This window comes from Bacillus sp. EB106-04-04-XG123, assembly GCF_058791855.1.
Genome location: NZ_JBYTDZ010000004.1, coordinates 353,542 through 377,515, shown reverse-complemented (window position 1 = coordinate 377,515; position 23,974 = coordinate 353,542). Strand labels below are relative to the sequence as shown.

Here is a 23,974-nt window from a genome sequence, read left to right as displayed (position 1 = left end):
CCATATTATTGTTGATATTACTTTATTATCATATTATAATATACATGATTTTATTTAATAGGAGGGAATTTTTTGAAACATTTAAAACAAATTAGTTGTACTATCGCCTTAATTATGTTATTTACTATTATAGGGCCGACCATTACAACTGTAACCGCACAAGAATCAGAGTATGAAGTAACCATCGAACCACAAAATAACACTAGTTTCACTGACGAAAAGTTACTCAAACAAGATATTTCTCTTCTGATTAATGATCAGAGTATTATAAATAGTGCAAAAGATATTGATCATAATATGTCAGATAAAGAAAAAGAACAGTATCAGGAAACATTTTCTAACTTAAAAGAAAGTGCTTTTAAATTAGATGATGAAACACTCTCTTATATTGATAACATTAATCCAGATATTGATGTGCAACTCTTAATTGACCAAGAAGAACAAATTGAAGAAGAACTAGCAATGGAAAGTGAAGTTGATGCTTTAATAGCTCCTTTACTTATTAGAGGTGCTATTTCAGCAACAGTATTCTTATTAAGAAAAGCAGGCATTAGGGTTTTAACTGTCAGTTGGCATGTAGGTTTAAGAATGATTCAACGTCATATTACTCCTAAACAAGTCTTTGATGCGGTGAAATACGGTAAAAAGTATTATGATCCAAAGTATAATTCTACAGTATATCATTATAAGGGTGTAGCTGTTGCTAAACAGGGCAATACTTTGACTACAGTATATAAAAGTGGAGTTAAAAAGAGGTGGAAAAAATGAAGATTATGAAGATAATGAAGAATAGGATAACTTTTGATAAAGCTGCTAACTTTGGATATATATATGTCTTTAATAAAAAATATAAATATAAAATTAAGGAAACAGAAGAGTTAGAAGCTAATGAGTTGATAGCTTTAGATATTGATAAAGAAAATAAGATAGTTGGTTTGGAGATTTTTGGAGAAGAAGCGATTTATATCAAAAATAATGAAATTTCTCAAATGTATAAACAAATAGATGGTTCATATTATTTTTTATTAGTTGATAAACCTGTAAAAAGCTCATCCATATTTTTAGGAATTGAATTCCTTTTTGAGAATGAAGATTACACTAACTTTGTCGGTTATAAAATTTTAGATAACGAAAAATATAAAATAGAGCTTTTGAATTAAACAACCTATTGTAGCCTGATGTATTTATATTTAAAACACTCACCTAATCAGTGAGTGTTTTTGAACTATATTTTCTTTATTTGAAATAAAAATACAGTCAGAAGAATTAATTCTCCTCTTCAACGTATTATTAAATTATCACTAAAAACTCTATGTCTTTCGGTTACGTTTAATTAATATTTACATATGAAGGTCACTTTTATAAGAACGTTACTAAAAGATCCTCTCTAATATTTAAAGTCTTTCTCGTATCCTCCAAGTCGAAAAAATTTTCTTTATCACCTGCAAAGAGATTTCAATGCTTTTAGTGGTCATCATTATGTTAAATTGAGGGTAATTCCCTTCAAATGCTGCAGTTCTCTTTTTTCAGAACAAAACTTCAAGAATAAATATCTTTTAGCATTACCAGGAGATTTATTTTTGAAAATCTCAGTCGAACATATCTAAAGAAAACAGCATCACTGATCCAAATGGAAAAGCTTATGATTAAAGCTTAAAAGTAACTTCAAAGGCAAGGCAGAACAATCAGACGACATTATATAAAAATATCGATCTCTAACAAAAAAGTCCACTTACTTAAGGTGAGTGGACAGATTTATTTAGAAGTTATATAAAATAAAAATACCAAAGGTCTACAACCCTTGGTATTATTGATGCGGCCGAGAGGACTTGAACCTCCACGGGTTATTCACCCACTAGGCCCTCAACCTAGCGCGTCTGCCATTCCGCCACGACCGCGTGTATGATGTGCTCATATATTCATAAGTGCACTGTTTGAAAAAACAATGCGGGTGAAGGGACTTGAACCCCCACGTCATAAAGACACTAGATCCTAAGTCTAGCGCGTCTGCCAATTCCGCCACACCCGCGTGACAATGGTGAGCCATGAAGGACTCGAACCTTCGACCCTCTGATTAAAAGTCAGATGCTCTACCGACTGAGCTAATGGCTCATCTGCTATGCAGAAAAACATATATAAAATATGGCTGGGCTAGCTGGATTCGAACCAACGCATGACGGAGTCAAAGTCCGTTGCCTTACCGCTTGGCTATAGCCCAACGAATCAAAAAACAAAACATGACCCGTACGGGATTCGAACCCGTGTTACCGCCGTGAAAGGGCGGTGTCTTAACCGCTTGACCAACGGGCCATACAATAATGGCGGAGAAGGAGGGATTTGAACCCTCGCGCCGCTTACGCGACCTACACCCTTAGCAGGGGCGCCTCTTCAGCCACTTGAGTACTTCTCCATTATGGCTCCGCAGGTAGGACTCGAACCTACGACCGATCGGTTAACAGCCGATAGCTCTACCACTGAGCTACTGCGGAATAATAAGACATGTTTCATTATATCTATGCCAGAAAAATGTGTCAAGAATTTTTAAGTATTTCATTCCTGTCTCATTAGCGACGGCTTTTATAATTTAACATATACTAATATAACAGTCAAGCCTTTCTTCCTTCCTTTTTGTTTTCTGTTTAGACATGACAGAAAGACCCCGACCTCTAACTGAAAGACCAAGGTCTTCTTGCTGATGTGACCCCTATGAGTTCATGACAGCTTATACTTCCGCATCCACTTGTAAAAGGTGCTTCTTGGCACCCCTGCCAGCCTCGCTGCTTCTGACACATGACCTTTCGTTTTGTGCAGTGCTTCTATCACTGTTTGCTTTTGAATGCGTTCCCTTAGCGTGAGTTCTTTTGGATTCTCGGTATACTCTGGTAGATGCAGCTTCTGCTTTTTCTGATCCATCGCCTCTAATACCGCCGCATATTGCGATTCACCAATCCAACCTCCTTTAGGAAACAGTACCCTTATATATTCAAATAAATTAAAAAGCTCTCGTATGTTTCCTGGCCAGTGGTACGCTTCTAGCTTACGAAAAAAAGATTCAGGAAAAGTCGCATTCCATTGGTGTTTCTTTTGGTAATAGCGATAGAAATCAACAATATCTTCTTTTCTTTCTCTAAGCGGCGGGATGTTGATTGGATAGACATGAAGACGGTAATACAAATCTTCACGTATTTTTCCTTCCTTCAGCAGTTCGTTCATATTCCGGTGTGTCGCTGTTATGATTCTAATATCCAAAGGGATTTCGTGTGTCCCGCCGAGCGGTACGACTTTTCTTTCTTCAATGACCCTAAGTAGCGCCACTTGCATCGCATAAGGGATTTCGCCAATTTCGTCTAAAAAGAGAGTTCCTTTCTGCGCCTGTTCAAATTTCCCCTTTGCTCCATGACGTTTTGCCCCTGTAAAAGCTCCTTCAGCATAACCAAATAGTTCGCTTTCTAATAGGCTTTCTGGTATGGCTCCACAATTAACGGCAATAAACGGTCCTTTATGTCTTTCACTAGCTAAGTGAATTGCTCGAGCGGCCAGTTCTTTCCCTGTACCTGTTTCTCCCCAAATATATACATTTACATCTGTTTGTGCCGCTCGTTTCAATTCGCTGAGTGTCTGCTGAAATACTGTACTTGTTCCAGATTCCCCGGGAAATTGAGGAAAAGAAACGGTGATATGTCTCTTCTCTGCTTCTTCAAGAGAAAAAGCCATCCCAAGCAGCTTTCCGTCTTGTTCTGACTGAATGATCTGCTTGTCCCTTGTAACAAATGTCTCGTCCATGAGCAGCTCAACATCCATTCCGTACCAGTCTGAAAACCGATCTCTAATCGGTTTGCTTGCCGAAACAATCTGCTTTTTCTCATTACAGATAACATACGGCTCGTCCGCTTCCACCTGCTGGAGACAATGACTGACCAGCTCCATCTCTTTCCTTTTTTGCTGGACCTGAATTTCTCTCTCTATAGCATATGCAACTGTTGAAGCCATCCCAAGCATAAAAGGATGCCTTTGATCCGCCATACAGGAGATATCAATGACTCCTATGATCGTGCCGTCTGCATCACGAATAGGGGCCGCTGAACAACTCCAATGATGGGAAGCGACTGAAAAATGCTCAGTTCCGTTGATCGCTACAGCTTCCCCAATGACCAGTGCCGTTCCAATAGCGTTCGTCCCCACATCGGCTTCGGTCCAGCGCGCGCCCTCCATAAAATTTATTTTTTTCGCTTCTACCAGCGTCCTTTGGCTTCCTGTCAAACTCAGCACATAGCCATCTGCATCGATGAGTAAAGCCATCATGTCCGATTCTTTTAATTGCTCACTAATTTTATTTAAGTAAGGAAGAGCGGCATTTAGGAATAGTGAGTACTTCTTTTTTTGAATACTGAATAATTCCTTTTCTAACAACGACTGTCCTTTATCTAAATACGGGTTCACATTTGCCTGTTTACATCTGTGCCATGACTCCATCACTCTCTTATCCAGACGAGACCTATCAAGTAAACCTTCACGAACAAAACGTTTCCAAGTATTTAAATAACAAGGCGTCGGATTCATTCCATCCTCTCCTCTGGGGGCTTTTTATCCATTATAGATAATTATAAAAGCGCTTTCAATTATTGGCTGACCCAGGAATTCATTCGGATAAAATGTTTCTCTATCAGCAGTGCACCGCTCGTCCATTTGTTTGCAGCAAGGCTTCGTGTATCGCCTCAGAGAGTGTCGGATGTGCCGCAATAAATTGCTCTAATGTATCAGCTGTCAACTCTATATGCATCATCACTGCCGCTTGTCCAATTAGTTCTGTTGCATTTGGCCCGATAATGGATACACCTAAAATTTCTTGATATTGCGGTTCGACAATGACCTTTACTTGACCAGCTGGCTGATTTAAAATGAGTGCTTTTCCATTAGCAGAAAAAGCGAATTTCCCTATCCGAATCTCCCCATATTGTTTTCTAGCACTCTCTTCATTTAAACCGACACTCGCGATTTCTGGAGACGTGTAGATGCACCTTGGAACCACTTGTTCGTTGACCTTTACATCTTCACCTGATGCATGTGATGCCGCAATCGTTCCTTCATGAAAAGCAGCATGAGCAAGCTGAACACCGCCTGTCACATCACCGCACGCATAGATATGCGGAAGATTGGTTTGCATATGCTCATTGACGAAGATCCCGTTTCTATCAAATTCAATGCCGACCTGTTCAAGATTCAGCTCTCCCAGCCTCGGCTTTCTGCCAATGGCGACTAAACAATGATCGGCCTTGATGTCACAGCGCTCTCCATGATCCTTCTCAACCACCACTTTTTTTGAGATTGCATCAAGCTGTTTGACTGTTGCTGATGTCAAAATCTCCACACCAGCTTTTTGAAGCTGATCGTGAAGACAGTTAGCGGTATCGTGATCTTCTTCAGGTAAAATGTGTGCTGCCTGTTCAACCATGACAACCTTTGATCCCATTCTGCTAAAGATGCTTGCAAACTCACAGCCGATCACCCCTCCGCCAATGATACAAAGCGAATCTGGTATTGAAGGGAGCGTCATGGCATCCTTACTATCAATGATCCACTCCCTGTCAAATGGTGCGAAGGGTAAAGCAGCAGGTTCTGATCCTGAAGCAATAATGATTTGTTTTGCTTGAATGATTTCAGATGTCCCTTCACTTTCTATCAATAGCTCATGTGACGAAAGAAATGATGCTTTCCCATTTAACACGCTGATTTTGTTTTTATTCATCAAATAACGAACGCCATCAGTCAGCTGCTTGACGACTGACCGTTTCCGCTTTTGAACGGCATCCCAATGAATGATAGGCTCCTTCCCTGGAAGCTCAATTCCAAAATGACCAGCTGATTTCACATGCTCGTACATATCGGCGCTTTGCAAAAGAGCTTTCGTTGGAATACAGCCTTCATTCAGGCAGGTACCTCCTAACAGGCCTTGGTCGATTAGTACAACCTCTCTGTCAAAACGGGCGGCTGTTATTGCCGCCACATATCCTGCTGGCCCGCCTCCTATAATGACTAGCGTCATGGTCATTTCACCTTCTTCCTATAAAAGAATGGATACTGGTTTTTCTAAATAGGCTTTAACAGTTGATAAAAATTGTGATGCCGGCGCCCCGTCCAGCACACGATGGTCAAATGTCAGACTGAGTGGCAGGATCGTCCCTTTACATAATTCATTCCCCTGATAAACAGGCATGTGATCCGCTTTTCCAACGCCAAGAATACCTGCTTCCGGCGGATTTAAAATCGGGGTAAAATGTTCCACACCATAGGCACCTAGGTTAGTGATTGTAAAGGTAGAGCCTTCAATTTCATCGTGGAGAATTTTGCCTTCACGTGCTTTTTTGCCATACGATTTGATACTCTTCGCCAGTTCAATAAGTGAAAGCTTTTCCGCATGCCGAATAACAGGTACTGCCAGCCCGTGATCTAAAGCAGCAGCGATTCCAAGATGTACATGCTCAAAAGTTTCGACTCTATCATGTTGATATTGACTGTTCATTGCAGGGTGCTTTTGCAGAGAAAGAATCACTGCTTTGGCTACAAAATCGGTCATGGTTAATTTCATATCGTGTTGTGCTCCAGCTGTTTCGTTCAACTCAGACTGTAAAGCTGTAAGTTTTGTCACATCCGCTTTCATCGTTATTGTTAATTGTGCACTTGTTTGCAGGCTTTCCATCATTCGCGAGGCAATGGTTTTCCGCATCATGCTGGCTGGCTGATGCTTTGTTGGTTCATTATGTTGTTTTTCTTTTTCATCAGGAAGTGCCCGAAGCACATCCGCTTTCGTGATTCTCCCATCTGGACCTGTTCCCACTAATGTATGAATATCCAAATTAGCACTTTGAGCAATCTTACGTGCAACAGGGGAGATTTTTATTCTCTCTTTCTTTTGTTTTAGCGGCAGGTCTTTTTCTTTCTTTTCCTCGACCTGTTCATTTCCTTCACCGATATAGCAGATGACCGTGCCAGGCGGTACACCTTCTCCCTCAGACACTTTTATATCCAATATAGTTCCTTCTGCAGGTGATTCGATCTCCATTTCAATTTTTTCAGAGTTGATGCTTGCAATGCTTTCCCCTTTATTCACGGTCTCTCCGATCTCTTTATTCCAGACAGATACCGTTCCTTCTTTCATTGACATTCCCAATTTCGGCATCACAACCTCGACAGCCATCTCCCTCTCTCCTTTCTTTAGTTCAAGATCTTGTCATGACTTTTTCCAACCATCTCTAAGACAGTGTTCACAACCTTATCAGGTGTCGGCAAATATATATCTTCAAGCGGTGGTGAAAATGGGACCGGTGTATGAGGAGCCGTCACTTTTTTGATTGGAGCGTCGAGTAAATCGAAGCCTTTATCCGCAACCAGAGAAGAAATATCTGCGGCAATTCCGCACCTCGGATTTGCTTCATCCACAATGACAAGCCGATTCGTTTTCTCTACTGAAGTCAGAATGGCCTCTTCATCGAGCGGTGACAAGCTTCTAGGATCAATCACCTCGGCTTCAATTCCTTGGGCAGCTAATTGTTCTGCTGCTTCGAGTGCTGTATGAACTTGTTTGCCTACTGCAAAAATGGTCACATCTGATCCTTCTCTTTTCACATCTGCTTTGCCAAGCGGCAGCGTGTAATATCGCTCCGGAACATCTCCTGTGATATTGTAAAGCGTTTTGTCTTCAAAAAAGATGACAGGGTCCTGATCCTCGATGGCTGCCAGCAGCAATCCTTTGGCATCGTATGGTGAAGAAGGCACCACCACTTTCAATCCAGGGATGCTTGTAAATAACGCATACAAGCTTTGCGAATGCTGAGCAGCTGCTCTAAAACCCGCTCCATGTGTCGTTCTGATTGTGATTGGCACCTCTGCTTTTCCGCCAAACATGTATCGAAATTTAGCCCCTTGATTCAGCACTTGGTCCAGACAGGTCCCGATAAAATCATTAAACATGAGCTCCGCAATTGGCCTTAGCCCTGTGGAAGCAGCTGCCATGGCCGCACCTACATAGCCAGCTTCACTAATCGGTGTGTCAAGGACTCGCTCACGTCCAAACTCCTGAACGATTCCTTTCGTTACACCGAGCACGCCGCCCCATGCTTCATCATCTTGTAAGTGATCTACATGAGCGCCTCCAGCAACATCTTCCCCCATTAAAATGACATCCTCGTCTCTTCTCATGGCAAGCTTAATCGCTTCATTCAATGCACTAGACATGCTGATTTCTCTTGTCATTTTCCTCTCCTCCTTCTGATTTATTGATACGAAACATACACGTCGGTCAATAATTCGGTCTGATCTGGATATTCACTTTCTTCACTGAATTGAACGGCTTCATCTATCGCTTCAGTTACTGCCGCTTCAATATTTGATAGCTCTCCATTCGTCAGCAGCTGCTGCTTGATCAATTCATTTTTAAAAAGAGTGATCGCATCCCTCTCTTCTTGATGTTCTGTTGTTTCTTGATTGGTTTTGTAACGCTGGGCGTCTCCTTCGAAATGGCCATAATTCCGATATGTCATACATTCAATCAATGTCGGACCTTCTCCATTTTTCGCTCGTTCAATTGCTTGTTCTGCGGCTTGATAAACGGCCATCACATCTTTTCCATCTACCTGAATCCCTGGAATGTTATAACCGGCCGCTCGATCGACGATTGATTTGCAGCTTGAAGCATAGGAAAATGGTGTCGCTTCTCCGTACCCATTGTTTTCTGCGATGAAAATGACGGGCAGTTTCCAGATGGCCGCGAGATTGATTCCTTCGTGGAAAGTTCCTTGATTGTTTGCACCATCCCCAAAAAAACAAACGCTTACATTTTCTGTCTTCTTATATTTAGCTGTGAGGGCTGCCCCGCACGCAAGAGGAAAGCCGCCTCCAACAATTCCGTTGGCACCAAGCATTCCTTTATCAAAATCTGCAATGTGCATGGATCCGCCTTTGCCTTTACAAAGACCTGTGGCTTTCCCATAGATTTCTGCCATCATTCCTTTTAGATCACAGCCCTTCGCTATACAGTGGCCGTGGCCGCGGTGGGTACTTGTAATACTGTCTTTTTCATTCAGATGTGCACAGACTCCTACGGCAACAGCTTCTTCGCCAGCATAAAGATGGACAAACCCCGGCAAGATTCCTTTTGTAAAAAGCGCGTGTACTCGATCTTCAAATTGGCGGATTTCCTGCATTTTTTGATACATCCATACGGCTTTTTCTTTAGTCAATGCCTTTTCCATTTGGTAAAACCTCCTATCCTTTTTTGCTTGCACTACTATACAAGCAAAAATCGTGCCAACATGAAGATACATGAACACTTAGGCTTTGACCGAATCACACCGATGAAAAAAGAGACAAAATGAGACATGCGTCTCTTTTTGTCTCCATATGTCCACACATCTAATGGAATAAAAAAAGCATCCCCTTAGAGGAATGCTTATCATAATGAATCGGTTGTGCTCTGCCACTTTAATTTCCCTTTGCAGACGCCGCATACATAACGAGAGGTATCAAACCGTCTTTTTCTGATAAAAGACCGGCCGCATCCTGTGCAAATGTATTCATGGCGTTTCCCCGCACGTCGCTTCTTTTGTACGGTCTTAAGCGGTGTACAAAAACGCGGGGCTTCTACTTGTTTTAATAACGCTTTAAAATCACGGTCGCGATGCTGATAGCCCTTTCCCTCAAGATGTAGATGATAATGACACAGCTCATGCTTGATGATCCCGATTAATTCTTCTCGTCCATGCTCCTCTAGGTATCGGCGGTTCAGTTCGATATTGTGTGTACCAAGTAAATATCGTCCGCCTGTCGTTTTTAACCGTTCATTAAAAACAGCCTGATGGCGGAATGTCTTGCCAAAGAACTGCTGGGAAATGTGCTCTGTTAACTGCTGTAACTCTCTCTCGTTCAATCAAGATCGTTCCTTTCTATAAAAACCTCGAACGGGACAATTTCCCCTATGCATACATTGAAGATACACCCACTGTTTCGATCAAAGGAGGAATGGGCGATGCCCAACTGGCTGAAAAATCAGATGCAGAAGGCATTTTATGAGAAAAATCATTATCAAATCAAATTGCTGAATCAATGCTGGTACTTTTATAGAAAAAAACATTCAGTCACATCAAGGCACACCCCATCCTAAGGTGCGCCTCGTTTTTTGTTTACTCTGGTTTCAACATGGAGAGGGCAACGCGACCTTTTGCCTGGTCAACCGAGTCCACCCAGACGGTCACAATGTCACCAACTGATACAACGTCAAGCGGATGCTTCACAAAACGATTGCTTAGTTTGGAAATATGCACAAGCCCATCCTGCTTTACGCCAATATCAACGAATGCGCCGAAGTCTACGACGTTTCTTACCGTTCCTTGCAGCTCCATTCCTTGCTTCAAGTCTTCCAATTTCAATACATCTGTTTTGAGCAGCGGTTTTGGGACTTCATCCCGCGGATCACGCTCAGGTCTTGTGAGCTGATCGATGATATCTTGAAGTGTAATTGTTCCAATATCTAGCTGTTCTGCTGCTTCATCCAGTTTCACTTCAGCAATTTTCTCTTTTAACTGCTCTGTGCCAAGATCGTCTGGCGTCATGTTGATCATGCGTAAAAACTGTTTTGTTTCTTTATAGCTCTCTGGGTGAATGCCTGTACGGTCAAGCGGATCTTGTCCGTCTGTAATACGCAAGAAACCGATACACTGCTCATATGTTTTAGCACCGAGCCTTGGAATATCCTTCAATTCTTTTCTGCTTGTGAATCTCCCAATCTCTTCGCGTCTTTTGATGATATTCCCAGCGACGGCTTTTGAAAGGCCTGATACATATTGCAGCAGCGCCTGTGATGCTGTATTGACGTTTACACCAACTTGGTTGACGACTGTCTCAACGACAAAGGTTAACGAGCTGTTTAATTGCTTCTGGCTGACGTCATGCTGGTATTGGCCCACACCAACAGACTTCGGATCAATTTTCACGAGCTCTGCTAAAGGATCTTGTAATCTTCTAGCGATTGAAATGGCGCTTCGTTCTTCAACTTGCAGATCTGGAAACTCTTCTCGTGCCAGCGCAGATGCCGAGTAAACACTTGCTCCTGCTTCATTCACGATCAAATAGGACACCGGCTGATCCAGCTCTTGAATCAAGTCTGCAATGAATTGTTCTGTCTCTCTTGAGGCTGTACCGTTTCCAATCGCAATGACTTCAATGTTTGATGATTGAATGATCTCTTTCACTTTTTTTTTCGCTTCCGCTTTTTTCTGTACAGGCGGGTGCGGGTAAATGACGCCAATATGATGGACTTTGCCCGTATCATCCACGACGGCTAATTTGCAGCCTGTCCGAAATGCGGGATCGACTCCAAGTACACGCTTCCCTTTCATCGGCGGTTGAAGCAGCAGTTTTCTTAAGTTTTCAGCAAAAATATGAATCGCTTGTTCCTCTGCTTTTTCTGTCAGCTCTTTTCGTATTTCTCGTTCGATGGAAGGCTGAATGAGACGTTTATATGCATCATCGATTGCTGCTTCAATAAACGGTCTCGCCGTCGTCTGTTTGCCTTTTAGAACTTGTTTGTCGAGATAGAAGCGAATATTTTCAGCAGGTGGTTCGATGGCTGCCTTTAAAATGCCCTCTTTCTCCCCGCGGTTGACCGCTAGTACACGGTGCGGGACAATCTTTTTGATTGGCTCTTGATAATCGTAATACATTTCATAGACGTTTTTCTCATCGCTTTCGACGTCTTTTCCTGATGTGACCAGACTGCCCTTTTGGTACGTTTCACTGCGAATCCATTTTCGCATATCAGGATCATCTGCCAGCTGTTCAGCAATGATGTGCTGCGCACCCTCAAGTGCCTCTTCTACAGTCGTCACTTCTTTTTCTTCATTCATAAAAGCAGCTGCCTTCTTCTCGATCTGATCGCTTGGCAGCGTGAGTAAATATTCCGCCAGCGGCTCCAGCCCTTTTGCTTTGGCTACATTCGCCTTTGTTTTGCGCTTTTGTTTGAATGGCCGGTATAAATCTTCGACCTCTTGCAGTTTATGAGCTTGTTCAATTTTCTGTTTTAATTCATCGGTTAGTTTGTCTTGTTCAGCAATTAAGCGAATGACTTCTTCTTTTCGATTCGTGACATTTTGGATATATGTATAGCGCTCTGAAATGGTTTGGATTTGCACCTCATCCAGTGAGCCTGTCTGCTCTTTCCGATAACGGGCAATAAACGGGACGGTGTTGCCATCCTCTAAAAGCTTGATCACACTTTCAATTTGTTTCGTTGAAAGCTTTAATTCTGTCGCAATTTGTTTCAATAAAAAGTCAGATGTCTTCATACTTTGCATCCTCTCACTGTGTCTTCTCTTTTAGTGTATCAAAAAAACCGGCAAAACAGAAAAAAGGTCAGCTATTTTACGTGAGCTGACCAAGTACATAGGTGAGATCGTCCTTTTTGTCTTGTGTGTATGTTTCAAGCTGTTTGGCGATGTCTTCAACTGAATGTCCATGCTTTAAACACATGCGCATGTTTGGCACATTCAGTCCGTCTGAATACATAATGAATATCGATCCTTTTTCGTAGGAATAGGTGTATGTTTTATATTTTCTAGGTTTCCCTGATAAGTATCCTGATGTCGGAAGTGGATAAATATAGTCGCCAGAAGGTGCATTCAAGATAAAACGAATATTACCAACCGAACAATAGGTAAATTGCTGCTGAGAAAAATTCACCTTTAAGATCGCAGCTGTGGCACCGCGTTTATTTTTCATGGCCTGATTGCATCTGTCGATGAGGGTCGCTACATCCTCATGTCCATATTCTTCGACAATTTCGCTGACTAAAGAAGATGATTCATTGGCGTACTGGCCGCTGCCTAATCCGTCTGCTACAGCACAAATTAGTTCTTCATCATCTGCTTTAATAAAAAAACTGTCCCCGCAGCATGGTTTTCCTTCTTTATTCGATTGATAGATAATGGCGTTTACATGCTCATGCTGTTCAATCTGTTTCATTACCCTAGCTCCATAGACGCATCTTCTGATAATGCATCTCGCAGTTTTTTCACTGCCTTCCGCTGCAGTCTCGATACATGCATTTGGGATATGCCGAGTAAATCGCCTGTCTCTTTCTGACTCTTATTTTGCAAGTAAGTCAGATTGATAATCTCTTTTTCTCTATCCGACAGCACATGAAGCACACTCTCAAGCATCATTTTTTGGTTCACACGTTCGTAGCCTTCTTCCTGTGAGCCGACAACGTCTAAAATCGTCACAGTACTTCCTTCAGAATCAGCCTCTACGCCTTGGTCAACTGACAGTGCTTGATAGCTTTTGCCCATCTCCATGGTTTCGAGTACTTCTTCTTCTGTTACATCCAGATATTCTGCAATTTCTTGGACTTTAGGTGATTTCTGTGTCTCTGTTGTCAAATGATCGACTGCCATTTTGATTCTTGGTCCAAGCTCTTTGATCCGCCTTGGTACATGGACACTCCATGTCTTATCTCGTAAAAAGCGTTTGATTTCCCCGATGATGGTTGGAATAGCAAAGGCTTCAAATGATTTACCGACGAGCGGGTCGTATCGTTTAATAGCGCCAAGTAAACCAATCATTCCAACTTGTCTGAGGTCCTCATGAAAGCTTTTTCCTTTAGAATATTTTTTCGCCAGCATATCAACCAAGTTTGTATAGCATTCGACCAGCGTGAGCTGCGCCTGCTCGTCTTGATTGGTTTGATAGCTTTGGATGAGGCGATCTACTTCATCTTTAGTTAGTTTCATAGTTTTGGATGGTTGTGTCATGGTCAACTCGCTCCCTGTTTAAAAACTTTGTCATCGCCACGGTAACTCCGGAGTTTGCTTGCACCTCGACTTCATCCATCAATGTTTGCATTAAGTATAAACCAAGACCTCCTTCTGCCAATTGATCCACCGTATGAGCAGATGTGTACGGTCCCAAGTCTTCCTGTTTTTGCTTAAAGTCAAAGCTACCGCCTTTGTCAGCGACAATGATTTCTAGACGATCCGCGTAGACAAGAAAGCGAACAGCTACCTCTCCATCTTCGCCGTCTTCACCTTTGTAGGCATGCTGAACTGCATTTGTACAGGCCTCACTGACGGCAATTTTTAAGTCTTCAATCTCTTCATAGGCATAGCCCATCCGGCTCGCTACACCTGAAAGAGTCAAACGAATGATGCCTACATATTCTGGTTTTGCCGGTATTTTCATCTCGATTAGATCTACTGATTCGTTCATTGTACCCCACCCTCTGACTTTGCAGAAATGTCAATGATGTCCTTTAATCCAGTGATTTCAAACAACCTTACAAGCCGTTCTGACAAGTTCTCAAGCTTTAATGTTCCACCTGCTTTTTGAGCCGCTTTAAACAGCCCAACGAATACACCTAAACCTGTACTATCCATATACGTAACATCCTTTAGACAGATTTCAAGATGCTCTCCCGCCTCTGCTTTAGGCATGAGCGTTTCTCTTAGCTGAGGAGCGGAGTACACATCGATTTCTCCGCTGACACTGATTTTCGTTTTTTGATCTATTTGATGCTCTTTTACAGACATATTCATTATGCATTCACCTCGAAATTCTTGTTTCCTAAAGTTTTATATACCCGCATGTTCACTTTCTAAACCTTTCTTTTGAGAACAAGTAAAGTAAAGTCATCGTGCAGCTGAAAATCCTGCAGTTTGAGTAAGCTGGCGTAGATGGCATCCACCATTTCTTGAGCTGAGTAGGATAGGTGCTCTGATATGAGTGCTTTGATGTCTTCCCGCTCTAGGAAACCGTCCTCTGACTTGGATTCTGTGACCCCATCAGAGAATAAGATCACCATGTCTCCTATGTCTAAATGCTTCTCATACTGTCTGTAATCAAAGTCTGGTGCAATCCCGAGGACAAGCCCTTTCGCTTCTAAATCGTAAAATTTGTCCTCTTTTTTGCAATAGAAAAAGCCCGGCTCATGACCAGCCGATGCATATTTAAACTCATGCGTTTCTTTATTATAGCTGCCATAGAACATCGTGATAAACATACTTGGATCTACATTTTGCTCGACTACACGATTCAGGGTTTTCAGTACCTTTGTTGGGCCGCTCCCTGACTCTGGTAAGGAATCCATCGCATATTTAATCATCGACATACAGAGCGCTGCCGGGATTCCCTTTCCAATGACATCTGCGATCGCGATATTGATTGTATCGTGATCCGTTACAAAGTGGTAATAATCTCCACTCATCTGTTTTGCCGGTACACTAATCGCACCAATATCAAAGGTATCTCCTTCTGGAATTTTCGTTTCCAGAAGGGTTTGCTGAACATTTGCAGCAATTTCGATTTCAGATTTTATTTCTTGCTGGATGCCTCTGAGTGTTAAATGTTCTTGGTAAGCAAGTCCGTACCCAATCATGACTTCAATTAAGAAGTCTAGTGAATGAAAAACATCTTCCGGCAAATCAGGGTAAAGCTCCTGAATCACTTTTCGGTGAACACTCACTATTTCTTCAGGAGGTATTTGATGCTCAATGGTTTTACGGCTAAATTTTTGAGCTTGATAAAGCGATGTTTCAGTTAAATCACTGATATAACGACTGAGCAGCTGATGGTACCGCTGCTCCATTACCTCCTTAAAATCCATGGTTTCCCTCCTAGCGAAGCCACTTAACAGCTTGTATCTCCGTTCCTTGTTCTGGTGCAGAGTCTAATTTAAATTCATCCATCAGTCTTCTGACACCCGGAAGACCTGCTCCGAGTCCGCCTGATGTTGAAAATCCGTCTTCCATTACTTTACGTATATCCATGATACCCGGGCCCTCATCGGCTGCGATGACTTTGAGTCCACGCTTTCCGCGCTCCATCACTTCGTCTATACAAATCTGACCTTTACCAGCGTATAAATAGATGTTTCGAGCTAATTCTGAAATGGCCGTCGTAATTCTTGCTTGGTCAACTGTTCCAAATCCAAGTTCTTTTGCAACATTGCGCCCCAATTGTCTTGCTGCGACTATGTCCCATTCCGTCAATATTCTTACACAGGATTGGTCTTTCATATCTATTCCCCCAATTCCCGCTTCAGTGTCTCAAGCCCTTGTTCAAGATCTAGTGCTGTCTGAATTTCTTCAAGCGATATTCCAAGTTCAATCAGCGTCACAGCGACTGCTGGCTGTATTCCTGTTAATACAACTTTTGCCCCCATGAGCTTGGACATCGTGATGACATCGCCTAATACCTTTGCAATAAAGGAATCAATCATGTCGACGGATGTGAGGTCAATGACAACACCGTTTGCTCCTGTTTCATGAATTTTATTCAGCAAGTCTTCTTGAAAGTGGAGAGCTGTCTGATCATCAAGCTCCCACTGTATTGAAATCAGAAGACAGTTATATAGTTTTAAGATTGGAATCTTCGGGTGATTTCTCACTAGGTTATCCCTCCAATGAAACAATTTTTCGATTTGTCATTTCCAAAGCAGTTTGAATTCCTTTTTGAAGGGTATTCTTTGTTGTAACTTGAGATAAATCAATTCCAAGGTTCACAATGGTTTGGGCTATTTCTGGGCGAATACCGACAAGCAAACACTTCGCACCTACTAATCTCACAGCCTCAGACGCTTGAATGATATGGTGGGCTACCATTGTATCAACAACAGGGACACCCGTAATATCAATTAAGACGACCTGTGAGCGATGTTTGACGACACCATTGAGCAGGTTCTCCATAATTTTTTTCGCACGATCTGTATCAATTGTTCCAACAAGCGGCATGACGGTGATGTGCTCAAATACAGGGATCAGCGGGGCAGAAAGTTCCTGCAGCGCAATTTTTTGAAGGCTGACTGTTTTCTCCCATGAGATGGAATACTGGTTTAAGATCTCGTTATGAATTGGTGTGATGAATTGGTCGATTTGCCAGATGAGGTCATGACTTTCTTCTGTTGTATCTTTGTCATCGTTCATTTTTTGATATAAATGTGTACGGATTTCAGTTAGACCATTTGCCAGTAACTTAAGTGATATACCCATTTGAACAATGTTTAAAGCAAGAGTTTGCACTTTTTCTTCAAAATCCTCATTATACCCCTCTGAAAGAGATGTAATGATTAGTTGAACATATTCCGAACAGATGGTTTCATACATTTTGTCGTTCAGCATCATGTCCGTTTCTTTTTCTCCGAGTCGTCTAAAAATGTCCGTCCACTCTTTTTGTAATTCCTCTTGATGCTCCCTTGCGAAAGCTAACACGATATGATTCGACATGTTTTACCCCCTACGTACATAAACAGCACTTCTTTTATTCTTTCTTCATTATAACGTTAATAAAAATTGAACACAAAAAAAAGTTGCTCTCACGAGAGCAACCAAATCTCACCATATTAAAAATCAATAAGAGCCAAACTAACTTGTAAGGCTTCATCAACCTTCTCCATCATCTCATCATCAAGATGTGTGATTTTATCTGTCAATCTTTGTTTATCGATTGTACGAATCTGCTCCAAGAGAATGACAGAATCTCGTTCAAAGCCGTAGCGCTTTGCATCAATTTCGACGTGAGTCGGTAATTTCGCTTTTTGTATTTGGGCTGTTATGGCTGCAACGATAGCAGTCGGGCTGAAGCGATTTCCAATGTCATTTTGAATCACCAATACTGGGCGAACCCCGCCCTGCTCGGAGCCAACAACAGGAGATAAATCAGCAAAGTAAACATCACCGCGTTTAACAATCAAATGTTTAACCCCCGCTGACTAATCGCTCAACTGTATTCTCAGCCTCAAATTCTGCGTATTGTGCCTCTGAAGAGATATTCAGATTAATTTTCGCCATCTCCATGTAGCCGCGTCTCATCGATTCACGATTTTGTCGAATATTACGTTCACGAATATACGTTTTTGTCGCTCGGTAGATCAATTCATTTCTTGTTACCTTATCCTGCTCTGCTACTCGTTCGATTTCAGACATCAAAGCCTCCGGTAGTCGAATCTTCATTTCGTTTGTTGCGCTGGATTCAGACAAAAAACATACACCTCCACAAAACTTACGGATACCGTTTCGATCCATTCCAAGACTAATCATACCATTATTCAATGCGCAAGCAAAGCTGTTTTTTCATGATTTCTTATTAGAACATGAAGCGGCTGTTCACCCGTAAATCAAAGATGATAATGGAGTTCCTCTTTCACATTATACGCTTTTTTCCGAAAATCATACGGTATTTCCAAAATCTCTAAAAAAGGGAGAATGTTTACCCCTTCTTTGTAGAATAAAAAGGAACGATGTCAGTTTGACGATCGTTCCTGTGAAAGCTGTTTAGAAAAAGCTTGGCCCGCCTTGAAGCAGCGGATTCCGCACATGCACCCTTTTGCCGTCCTCTATATATACTCTTGGGACGCGGTGTCCAATGGAGCATGTGACTTCATAGTTAATGGTTTCAAGCCTTTTTGCAATTTCATCGACTGATACCATTTCTTCACCTTGTCCACCAATCAAAACGACTGGCTCCCCTACTGGAAGGTTCTCTTTCAGTTCAACCATGAATTGATCCATACATACCCTTCCGGCAATCTTCCGGCGCTTTCCGCCAACAAGTACTTCCGTACCTGCCAGCTTCCGAATCCACCCGTCTGCATAGCCGACTGGTACCGTACCGATCCACGTATCTTGATTAGCTGTATACGTCGCCCCATAGCTGACACTCTCACCCTTTTGAATGAGCTTTACATGGGCAAGCTTTGTATGAAGCGACATGGCTTCTTCCAGCTTGAAAGGAAGTTCATCTTTGATTTCCTCTGACGGTGACAGCCCGTACATACTGATGCCGAAGCGAACCATATTAAATAACACTTCTTTAAACCTTAAACCTGCTGCACTATTGGCACAATGAACAAGCAGTTTTTCCGTATGAAGCGGCTGAAGCAAGGTTTGAAAGGTGTCGACCTGCCGATCAAAATAGTTCTCATCCTTTTCATCCGCGGTCGCAAAGTGAGTAAATACTCCTTCCAGCTGTAAATAAGAATGCTCGCTGACAAGCTTCTTTACTTCATTCACTTGCTCTAACGTTTTCACACCTAAACGGTTCATTCCGCTGTCTATTTTCAAATGAAAACGAATGGGTTGTCCCATCTGCCCTTTCACCATATCGACGACTTCCCTCAGCCACCTGGTGGAGTAAGCGGTCATAATTACATTGTATCGAACAGCGGTTTTGACATACTCCGGCGGTACTGCGCCGAGTATAAGAATCGGTGCTTTGATACCTTTATTTCTTAAAGAAATGGCCTCATCTAAAAAGGCTACAGCTAACAAGTCTGCTCCTGCTTTGAGGGCAGCTCTTGCCACTTCTATATCTCCATGTCCATATGCATTGGCTTTCACAACAGCCATCAGTTGAACATTTTGACCGATATGATCTTTCATATGTGAAACATTGTGCTTGATTGCTGTTAAATTAATTTCTGCCCATGTGTCTCTATAAAAGGCATTTGTGTCCATCAGTCACACTTCCCTATTGAATGATTCAATCCCCTCATATGATACTAAAAATCAAGAATAATGTGAAACAAATCAAAGAAAATCAGCCCTTGCACAGGGCTGATGCTGCATTTATCAAGGCTTTCCGCCTGAGAACCTCATTTATTTAGCTGACTGGCCTTCTACACTCTTTGCGACCATCAACAGCTCTTCCTTCGATAGATCACTTGAGGAAATTAAGTAGTCAACTCCGTCAGAAGTCCATGAGAGAGATTGATCTGTCAGAACCCCTACTGTCATACCAAGATCGACCGGCTCGCCGTTCATCGTGACAGGCGTAGATGCTTCCGCTACTCTCGCTTTTTCCTGGATGAGTGTGAAGGATTTCTTGCCGCCGTACGTAATCACATAACGCTTCCCAGCATCTGTTGTCATTTCTTTCTCTTCCATCTTCTTCACGCCTTCTGGCATATCAACTGGTGTTTTCACCGCAAAGCTGTCAGATGGGTCTGCACTTGTGGCAACATCCATTTGAGAGAGTGTCATGTTTTTCTTCTCATCAAATGCATCTTTGTCAAAGGATTTATTGAATTCAAAGTGAGAGAATTCCACTTTCACCATTGGCTTCTTGTCGCTATCCAGCACTTTTACACTGGCAGGCGCCATTGTTTTCTTATGAAAGGTAATCTCTTGGGTAGGCAGCATTTGATTGTGCTGATAATTGGTCTTCGTTTCGAATACATACTTTGACTCTTTCGCTTTGAACTGAGCTGCACTGTCATTCTTAATGTCCTTCACGAGTGATTCGAATAAATAGACTTGACTGCTATTATTCGGCCAATCGCTATGGAAACGGAAGCTCTTGTTCAATGAAGGTGTCAGCACAAACACACCATTGCCGTTTCTTAAAATGACTTGACTCTGATCCTTTTTCGGATTTTCTAAATAGACACGGTAAAGCTCCGGCTTTTTGTACCAAATTTCTACCTGGTACTCCTGCGGGTCATTTCCTGTCTCAATGGTCATTTTTGCTTTGGCTTTGTATGATGTCATTTCCTCTGCCTTTTTGTTTAAATCTCCAACGATATCCTGCTGAGATTTTTGACCGCATGCGGAGAGAATCAGTACAAAAAGGATTCCCGTTACAAGCAAAACAAAGCTTTTTCTCACCCTTTTCAACCCCTTCGTTAATTGTGTTAAAAGGAAGAAACCGCTTGTTTGACTTTAACAGTACGCCTCAAGAGTTAACTGCGTACCGCGAACCATCAAAGCCTGTTAGCAACTCGCCCTTCCTTATCGCACTACCCAATATATGAAGGGGGGACAAACAATATGCAGACTAGCTTGACAACCTTTCAATTAAAACTTGTGCAGCAGCATATTCCTTTGTATGAGTAATGGACACATGAACCTGATCTCCCTCCGCTTTCTTGCTTTTGATGAAGGGTTTTCCCTTATCGTCTTTTTGGATGTCTATGTCATGAAAGCTTAAATACTGACCGATTCCGGTTCCGTATGCTTTAGCGAAAGCTTCCTTTGCCGCAAAACGTCCTGCCAAAAATTCCAGCTGTCTTTTTTCACTGAGTGTACGAAAGACATCCTGTTCACTTAAAGTCAAAATTCGTTCTGGTAAACGAGGCTGTCTGCTGAGCACTCGCGATAGCCTGTCGATCTCTACAATATCAATGCCTATTCCTTTGATCATGAGGTACCTCCTATGATACTCGTACTAATTTGAGTGTTCGCTTCATAAACGTGTTACTATAAACTTACCATTATCTAGTCAAAAGGGGTTTGTTATGTTTATTCGAACGGAGAGCTTTCAACAATTTATTAGATCGTATCCAATCGTAACAGCGATCCTTGCTTTACAAATCGGCCTGTGGCTTATATTTGCGATTCCTATCCCTATTATACAGCTTGGACAGGATCATCTCGTCGGTTTCAACTATGGTGTAGCGGCTGGGGAATGGTGGCGGCTCGTCACACCTATTTTTCTCCACGGAAGTCTCACGCATATTTTATTTAATTCTATGTCCCTTTTCTTATTCGCCCCAGCGCTTGAACATTTGCTAGGGAAGGTTCGATTTCTAATCATTTATCTTGGTGCAGGGTTCATTGGCAATCTCGGGACCTATTGGGTGGAGCCTTTAGAGTATGTACACGTTGGCGCTTCTGGTGCGATCTTTGGTTTATTTGGGGTGTATCTATACCTTGTCCTATTTAAACCGCACATGATGGACCGCGGCAATTCACAAGTGATTTTAACGATTCTGGCTGTTTCTGTCATCATGACCTTCGTCAATTCGAACATCAATATCATGGCTCACTTATTTGGATTGATCGGCGGTATGATTCTAGCACCTATTACCCTGTTCTTCCATTCGAAAAAAAGACGCTATTAATCTCATAAAAAATGTCGATCACTCCTTGAGCTGGAGCTGATCGACATTTTTCGTTTAAGACGATTGATTTTTTTCATACGAATACCAATCAAATACACGTGCAGCATCTTCTTCCTCAAGGTGATGCACACCAAAAGAATCAAGCAGCGCGGAGGATTTTACAAAGGTGTGAATACTTGCGACCCGGCCTTTCTTTTGGAAAAAAGATTGCGTCATCGTATAGTTTTGCATTCGTTTTCTCAAGACAATGCCAGTGGTCTTGCCAATGCCTCTTGATGTCAGTTGAATCAATGAATCTTTGATTGTATATCCTGATTGTTTATAAGCTAAATAGCCAAAGAATAGAGCAAGTGGTAACGGAATGAGTCCCAAATATCCCCATGGCGGAAAGCGCACCGACAGGATAACACCTACAAGTAACGGCACAAAGCCATATGAGATCAAGTAGCGTTTGAGTGAACGCTTTGGCACCTTTTTCAGCTCTGTTTCTGGTGCTACATGATAATGATCCGTGAATTGGGACAGCAATTCATTTATTTTTTTCTTCCGAATGAGCGGAAATAAGACGGAAGAGGTTTCTTTCTCTGTAATCGAACCGCCTGCACTAACAAGCATCACTGTCGCAAAGCCAAAAGGCTCACGGATAATATTCTCTTTGATTTTCACTGCTTGAATTCTCGCAAGTGGAATGGTCATTTGATGTCTCTCGATGAGTCCTCTTGTAATGATAATGTCATTCCCTTTTCGCTTTGCAGCAAAATTCGCATACTGAAGCGCTGTTACCCCAACACTCAGGATCCACGCGATCAATACGGCAAGAAATATCAAAATCGCATAAATTTCAACGCTCGCATGACTTAAAAAAGAGAACTTCTTGAAGAACCCGTCCAAAGGGAGAATTTCATCTATTTGCGTGTAGATGGCAAGACACCCAGATATAATGACCCCGATACCGCTTGAAGTGGTCGCAGCCAAAAGTAATTCTGGCACACCCATACGGTAGGAGACATTGATTTCTTCCTGCACAGGTTTCTGGGCAGCCAAATGGCCATGCAGATCTCCTGCTTCATCCGTCATTTCTTCTTCCTGCAAGCTTTTCTTCCGGTTGAAAATCGACTGCTTTAATTGTTCCGCTTCTGCTTTTGTAATCGCGGTCAGGCTCACTTCTGGACCATCCGTACCGCCTGCCGTTTCGATTTGGACCCGCACTAAACCAAAAATCCGTTGGAAAATACCTTCACTTGTATTGACCGTTTGAATTCGTTCTAACGAAATATATTTTTTCTTTTTCGTGATTACACCCGATTCCACACGAAATTCATCGTCTTCCATCCGGTAGGTGAATCGTCTCCATTCTAAAATGGTATATACGGCTTTCCATAAAAGAAGCACACCAAGAATGATAAATGCATAAAAGCGGATGCTCGAATTCGAGTTCACAAAAATCAATACGAAAAAAGGGATAATGAAGTTTTTAATCATGGATACAGCATCTGATATAAAATCAATGAACATCGAGATAGGATGTACACGTTTTGGTTCAGACATCATCTTCCGTCACCCTTGCTAAACGAGATATGTAATCACGAAGCTCATCTGCCTCTTCTAATTCTAGCGCCGGTATATCATGAACTGTGGCAGCAGTCGAAATTTGAACAGAGGCCAAACGATAGCGCCTTAAAAGCGGTCCTTGTGATGTATCAACATGCTGTACACGAACCATCGGCACAATGACACGTGTGACGCGAAAGAGTCCATGCTGTATTTCAATTTCATTTTCAAATACTTCGTAGCGCCAGATGTGATGGCGGATTTTTGGTATGAGCCAAATGCCAAAAATGACCTGTAAGACCCATAAACCAGAAAGGATCGCTCCAATCCAATATGGCCATTGTAAATAGTAGCTAGCAACAAATACCCCAATGATGATGAGTAAGAAAATCAATGAGATAATTCCATTTTGAAGACGCCATACCTTTAAACCATTTAGACTAATTTGACGTTGCGGCTGTTTTCTCACATTCTTCCCCCATTCTCTTACTTTTCTATCAATATATTACGTAACAAAGCCTAAAAAGTTTCAATTTTAGCCTGTTA

At 42.1% G+C, this 23,974-nt stretch carries 26 protein-coding genes and 7 tRNA genes; 4 read left to right on the top strand and 29 right to left on the bottom strand.

Annotation, left to right across the window (positions count from 1 at the left end; translation table 11 throughout):
- Positions 1-72: 72 nt before the first annotated feature.
- Entirely contained in the window at positions 73-768 is a 696-nt protein-coding gene (locus AC3WTB_RS14710) for a DUF4258 domain-containing protein (protein ID WP_492333904.1), read from the top strand.
- Positions 765-1,160, top strand: a complete 396-nt coding sequence (locus tag AC3WTB_RS14705; protein ID WP_492333903.1) for a DUF2283 domain-containing protein — start codon at positions 765-767, stop codon at positions 1,158-1,160. The genes AC3WTB_RS14710 and AC3WTB_RS14705 overlap by 4 nt, the downstream gene beginning before the upstream one ends.
- A 654-nt stretch (positions 1,161-1,814) precedes the next feature.
- On the opposite strand, the gene AC3WTB_RS14700 is transcribed toward AC3WTB_RS14705, so the two are convergent.
- From AC3WTB_RS14700 to AC3WTB_RS14640, 13 genes are all read right to left on the bottom strand, one after another.
- A tRNA-Leu gene (locus AC3WTB_RS14700) sits at positions 1,815-1,898 on the bottom strand.
- Between the two features lie 48 nt (positions 1,899-1,946).
- Positions 1,947-2,029: transfer RNA gene (locus AC3WTB_RS14695), tRNA-Leu, on the bottom strand.
- Positions 2,030-2,036: 7 nt separating this feature from the next.
- A tRNA-Lys gene (locus tag AC3WTB_RS14690) sits at positions 2,037-2,112 on the bottom strand.
- Between the two features lie 31 nt (positions 2,113-2,143).
- Positions 2,144-2,218 (bottom strand) — tRNA-Gln (locus AC3WTB_RS14685).
- A 20-nt stretch (positions 2,219-2,238) separates the two neighbouring features.
- Positions 2,239-2,310: transfer RNA gene (locus AC3WTB_RS14680), tRNA-Glu, on the bottom strand.
- A 9-nt stretch (positions 2,311-2,319) separates the two neighbouring features.
- Positions 2,320-2,410: transfer RNA gene (locus AC3WTB_RS14675), tRNA-Ser, on the bottom strand.
- A gap of 4 nt (positions 2,411-2,414) precedes the next feature.
- A tRNA-Asn gene (locus AC3WTB_RS14670) sits at positions 2,415-2,489 on the bottom strand.
- Between the two features lie 223 nt (positions 2,490-2,712).
- On the bottom strand, positions 2,713-4,560 hold the full coding sequence (locus tag AC3WTB_RS14665) for a sigma-54-dependent Fis family transcriptional regulator (protein WP_492333902.1): 1,848 nt from the start codon (positions 4,558-4,560) through the stop codon (positions 2,713-2,715).
- 103 nt (positions 4,561-4,663) lie between these two features.
- Positions 4,664-6,043, bottom strand: a complete 1,380-nt coding sequence (gene lpdA / locus AC3WTB_RS14660) for a dihydrolipoyl dehydrogenase (protein WP_492333925.1) — start codon at positions 6,041-6,043, stop codon at positions 4,664-4,666.
- Between the two features lie 18 nt (positions 6,044-6,061).
- Complete coding sequence (locus tag AC3WTB_RS14655; RefSeq protein ID WP_492333901.1) at positions 6,062-7,195, bottom strand: dihydrolipoamide acetyltransferase family protein; 1,134 nt, start codon at positions 7,193-7,195, stop codon at positions 6,062-6,064.
- A 17-nt stretch (positions 7,196-7,212) separates the two neighbouring features.
- Positions 7,213-8,250 (bottom strand): alpha-ketoacid dehydrogenase subunit beta, encoded by a 1,038-nt coding sequence (locus tag AC3WTB_RS14650; RefSeq protein ID WP_008346887.1) that lies wholly within the window; start codon positions 8,248-8,250, stop codon positions 7,213-7,215.
- A gap of 20 nt (positions 8,251-8,270) precedes the next feature.
- On the bottom strand, positions 8,271-9,248 hold the full coding sequence (locus AC3WTB_RS14645; RefSeq protein ID WP_492333900.1) for a thiamine pyrophosphate-dependent dehydrogenase E1 component subunit alpha: 978 nt from the start codon (positions 9,246-9,248) through the stop codon (positions 8,271-8,273).
- 200 nt (positions 9,249-9,448) lie between these two features.
- On the bottom strand, positions 9,449-9,922 hold the full coding sequence (locus tag AC3WTB_RS14640; protein ID WP_064498169.1) for a SprT family protein: 474 nt from the start codon (positions 9,920-9,922) through the stop codon (positions 9,449-9,451).
- 99 nt (positions 9,923-10,021) lie between these two features.
- On the opposite strand from AC3WTB_RS14640, the gene cmpA reads away from it, so the two are divergent.
- Positions 10,022-10,156, top strand: a complete 135-nt coding sequence (gene cmpA, locus AC3WTB_RS14635) for a cortex morphogenetic protein CmpA (protein ID WP_008346893.1) — start codon at positions 10,022-10,024, stop codon at positions 10,154-10,156.
- Positions 10,157-10,175: 19 nt separating this feature from the next.
- Here cmpA and AC3WTB_RS14630 read toward each other — a convergent pair whose 3' ends face one another.
- The 14 genes from AC3WTB_RS14630 to acpS form a co-directional block, all read right to left on the bottom strand.
- Positions 10,176-12,335, bottom strand: coding sequence for a Tex family protein (locus AC3WTB_RS14630; RefSeq protein WP_492333899.1), 2,160 nt, complete (start codon positions 12,333-12,335; stop codon positions 10,176-10,178).
- 76 nt (positions 12,336-12,411) lie between these two features.
- Positions 12,412-13,011: a PP2C family serine/threonine-protein phosphatase gene (locus AC3WTB_RS14625; protein WP_039176718.1), complete on the bottom strand. Its 600-nt coding sequence runs from the start codon at positions 13,009-13,011 to the stop codon at positions 12,412-12,414.
- Entirely contained in the window at positions 13,011-13,799 is a 789-nt protein-coding gene (sigB, locus tag AC3WTB_RS14620) for an RNA polymerase sigma factor SigB (protein WP_024427378.1), read from the bottom strand. Before sigB ends, AC3WTB_RS14625 begins: the two co-directional genes overlap by 1 nt.
- The gene (rsbW, locus tag AC3WTB_RS14615) at positions 13,765-14,253 is read right to left on the bottom strand and encodes an anti-sigma B factor RsbW (protein ID WP_039176716.1); all 489 of its coding nucleotides are present in this window, start codon (positions 14,251-14,253) and stop codon (positions 13,765-13,767) included. The genes sigB and rsbW overlap by 35 nt, the downstream gene beginning before the upstream one ends.
- Entirely contained in the window at positions 14,250-14,579 is a 330-nt protein-coding gene (locus AC3WTB_RS14610) for an anti-sigma factor antagonist (RefSeq protein WP_017358393.1), read from the bottom strand. Before AC3WTB_RS14610 ends, rsbW begins: the two co-directional genes overlap by 4 nt.
- Before the next feature lie 59 nt (positions 14,580-14,638).
- Complete coding sequence (locus tag AC3WTB_RS14605) at positions 14,639-15,646, bottom strand: PP2C family protein-serine/threonine phosphatase (protein WP_039176714.1); 1,008 nt, start codon at positions 15,644-15,646, stop codon at positions 14,639-14,641.
- Between the two features lie 10 nt (positions 15,647-15,656).
- Entirely contained in the window at positions 15,657-16,058 is a 402-nt protein-coding gene (locus AC3WTB_RS14600) for an anti-sigma regulatory factor (RefSeq protein WP_024425390.1), read from the bottom strand.
- 2 nt (positions 16,059-16,060) lie between these two features.
- Positions 16,061-16,429 carry an RsbT antagonist protein RsbS gene (gene rsbS, locus AC3WTB_RS14595; RefSeq protein ID WP_003214235.1) on the bottom strand — a complete coding sequence of 123 codons (369 nt, stop codon included), beginning with the start codon at positions 16,427-16,429 and terminating at the stop codon, positions 16,061-16,063.
- A 4-nt stretch (positions 16,430-16,433) separates the two neighbouring features.
- The gene (locus tag AC3WTB_RS14590) at positions 16,434-17,264 is read right to left on the bottom strand and encodes an RsbT co-antagonist protein RsbRA (protein ID WP_039176712.1); all 831 of its coding nucleotides are present in this window, start codon (positions 17,262-17,264) and stop codon (positions 16,434-16,436) included.
- Between the two features lie 116 nt (positions 17,265-17,380).
- Positions 17,381-17,731: a type II toxin-antitoxin system endoribonuclease NdoA gene (ndoA, locus tag AC3WTB_RS14585; protein ID WP_024425388.1), complete on the bottom strand. Its 351-nt coding sequence runs from the start codon at positions 17,729-17,731 to the stop codon at positions 17,381-17,383.
- A gap of 4 nt (positions 17,732-17,735) precedes the next feature.
- Positions 17,736-18,017, bottom strand: a complete 282-nt coding sequence (locus AC3WTB_RS14580) for a hypothetical protein (protein WP_003214273.1) — start codon at positions 18,015-18,017, stop codon at positions 17,736-17,738.
- 294 nt (positions 18,018-18,311) lie between these two features.
- On the bottom strand, positions 18,312-19,493 hold the full coding sequence (gene alr / locus AC3WTB_RS14575; RefSeq protein WP_064498172.1) for an alanine racemase: 1,182 nt from the start codon (positions 19,491-19,493) through the stop codon (positions 18,312-18,314).
- A gap of 141 nt (positions 19,494-19,634) precedes the next feature.
- Positions 19,635-20,651 carry an outer membrane lipoprotein-sorting protein gene (locus AC3WTB_RS14570; RefSeq protein WP_087975235.1) on the bottom strand — a complete coding sequence of 339 codons (1,017 nt, stop codon included), beginning with the start codon at positions 20,649-20,651 and terminating at the stop codon, positions 19,635-19,637.
- A gap of 160 nt (positions 20,652-20,811) precedes the next feature.
- On the bottom strand, positions 20,812-21,177 hold the full coding sequence (acpS, locus tag AC3WTB_RS14565) for a holo-ACP synthase (protein WP_474892696.1): 366 nt from the start codon (positions 21,175-21,177) through the stop codon (positions 20,812-20,814).
- A gap of 94 nt (positions 21,178-21,271) precedes the next feature.
- Between acpS and AC3WTB_RS14560 the strand changes: the two genes are divergently transcribed.
- On the top strand, positions 21,272-21,877 hold the full coding sequence (locus tag AC3WTB_RS14560) for a rhomboid family intramembrane serine protease (RefSeq protein ID WP_041089200.1): 606 nt from the start codon (positions 21,272-21,274) through the stop codon (positions 21,875-21,877).
- 54 nt (positions 21,878-21,931) lie between these two features.
- Here AC3WTB_RS14560 and AC3WTB_RS14555 read toward each other — a convergent pair whose 3' ends face one another.
- Positions 21,932-23,428 carry a PH domain-containing protein gene (locus AC3WTB_RS14555; RefSeq protein ID WP_039176705.1) on the bottom strand — a complete coding sequence of 499 codons (1,497 nt, stop codon included), beginning with the start codon at positions 23,426-23,428 and terminating at the stop codon, positions 21,932-21,934.
- A complete protein-coding gene (locus AC3WTB_RS14550; RefSeq protein WP_458209710.1) occupies positions 23,418-23,897 on the bottom strand; it encodes a PH domain-containing protein in 480 nt (159 codons plus the stop codon). The genes AC3WTB_RS14555 and AC3WTB_RS14550 overlap by 11 nt, the downstream gene beginning before the upstream one ends.
- Between the last annotated feature and the right edge of the window lie 77 nt (positions 23,898-23,974).

Bases quoted from the DNA above. Each gene is read 5' to 3' on its own strand.
- AC3WTB_RS14705 (WP_492333903.1), top strand. From the start codon at position 765: ATGAAGATTATGAAGATAATGAAGAATAGGATAACTTTTGATAAAGCT.
- AC3WTB_RS14665 (WP_492333902.1), bottom strand. From the start codon at position 4,560: ATGAATCCGACGCCTTGTTATTTAAATACTTGGAAACGTTTTGTTCGT.
- lpdA (WP_492333925.1), bottom strand. From the start codon at position 6,043: ATGACGCTAGTCATTATAGGAGGCGGGCCAGCAGGATATGTGGCGGCA.
- AC3WTB_RS14655 (WP_492333901.1), bottom strand. From the start codon at position 7,195: ATGGCTGTCGAGGTTGTGATGCCGAAATTGGGAATGTCAATGAAAGAA.
- AC3WTB_RS14650 (WP_008346887.1), bottom strand. From the start codon at position 8,250: ATGACAAGAGAAATCAGCATGTCTAGTGCATTGAATGAAGCGATTAAG.
- AC3WTB_RS14645 (WP_492333900.1), bottom strand. From the start codon at position 9,248: ATGGAAAAGGCATTGACTAAAGAAAAAGCCGTATGGATGTATCAAAAA.
- cmpA (WP_008346893.1), top strand. From the start codon at position 10,022: ATGCCCAACTGGCTGAAAAATCAGATGCAGAAGGCATTTTATGAGAAA.
- AC3WTB_RS14630 (WP_492333899.1), bottom strand. From the start codon at position 12,335: ATGAAGACATCTGACTTTTTATTGAAACAAATTGCGACAGAATTAAAG.
- AC3WTB_RS14625 (WP_039176718.1), bottom strand. From the start codon at position 13,011: ATGAAACAGATTGAACAGCATGAGCATGTAAACGCCATTATCTATCAA.
- sigB (WP_024427378.1), bottom strand. From the start codon at position 13,799: ATGACACAACCATCCAAAACTATGAAACTAACTAAAGATGAAGTAGAT.
- rsbW (WP_039176716.1), bottom strand. From the start codon at position 14,253: ATGAACGAATCAGTAGATCTAATCGAGATGAAAATACCGGCAAAACCA.
- AC3WTB_RS14610 (WP_017358393.1), bottom strand. From the start codon at position 14,579: ATGAATATGTCTGTAAAAGAGCATCAAATAGATCAAAAAACGAAAATC.
- AC3WTB_RS14605 (WP_039176714.1), bottom strand. From the start codon at position 15,646: ATGGATTTTAAGGAGGTAATGGAGCAGCGGTACCATCAGCTGCTCAGT.
- AC3WTB_RS14600 (WP_024425390.1), bottom strand. From the start codon at position 16,058: ATGAAAGACCAATCCTGTGTAAGAATATTGACGGAATGGGACATAGTC.
- AC3WTB_RS14590 (WP_039176712.1), bottom strand. From the start codon at position 17,264: ATGTCGAATCATATCGTGTTAGCTTTCGCAAGGGAGCATCAAGAGGAA.
- alr (WP_064498172.1), bottom strand. From the start codon at position 19,493: ATGGACACAAATGCCTTTTATAGAGACACATGGGCAGAAATTAATTTA.
- acpS (WP_474892696.1), bottom strand. From the start codon at position 21,177: ATGATCAAAGGAATAGGCATTGATATTGTAGAGATCGACAGGCTATCG.
- AC3WTB_RS14560 (WP_041089200.1), top strand. From the start codon at position 21,272: ATGTTTATTCGAACGGAGAGCTTTCAACAATTTATTAGATCGTATCCA.
- AC3WTB_RS14555 (WP_039176705.1), bottom strand. From the start codon at position 23,428: ATGATGTCTGAACCAAAACGTGTACATCCTATCTCGATGTTCATTGAT.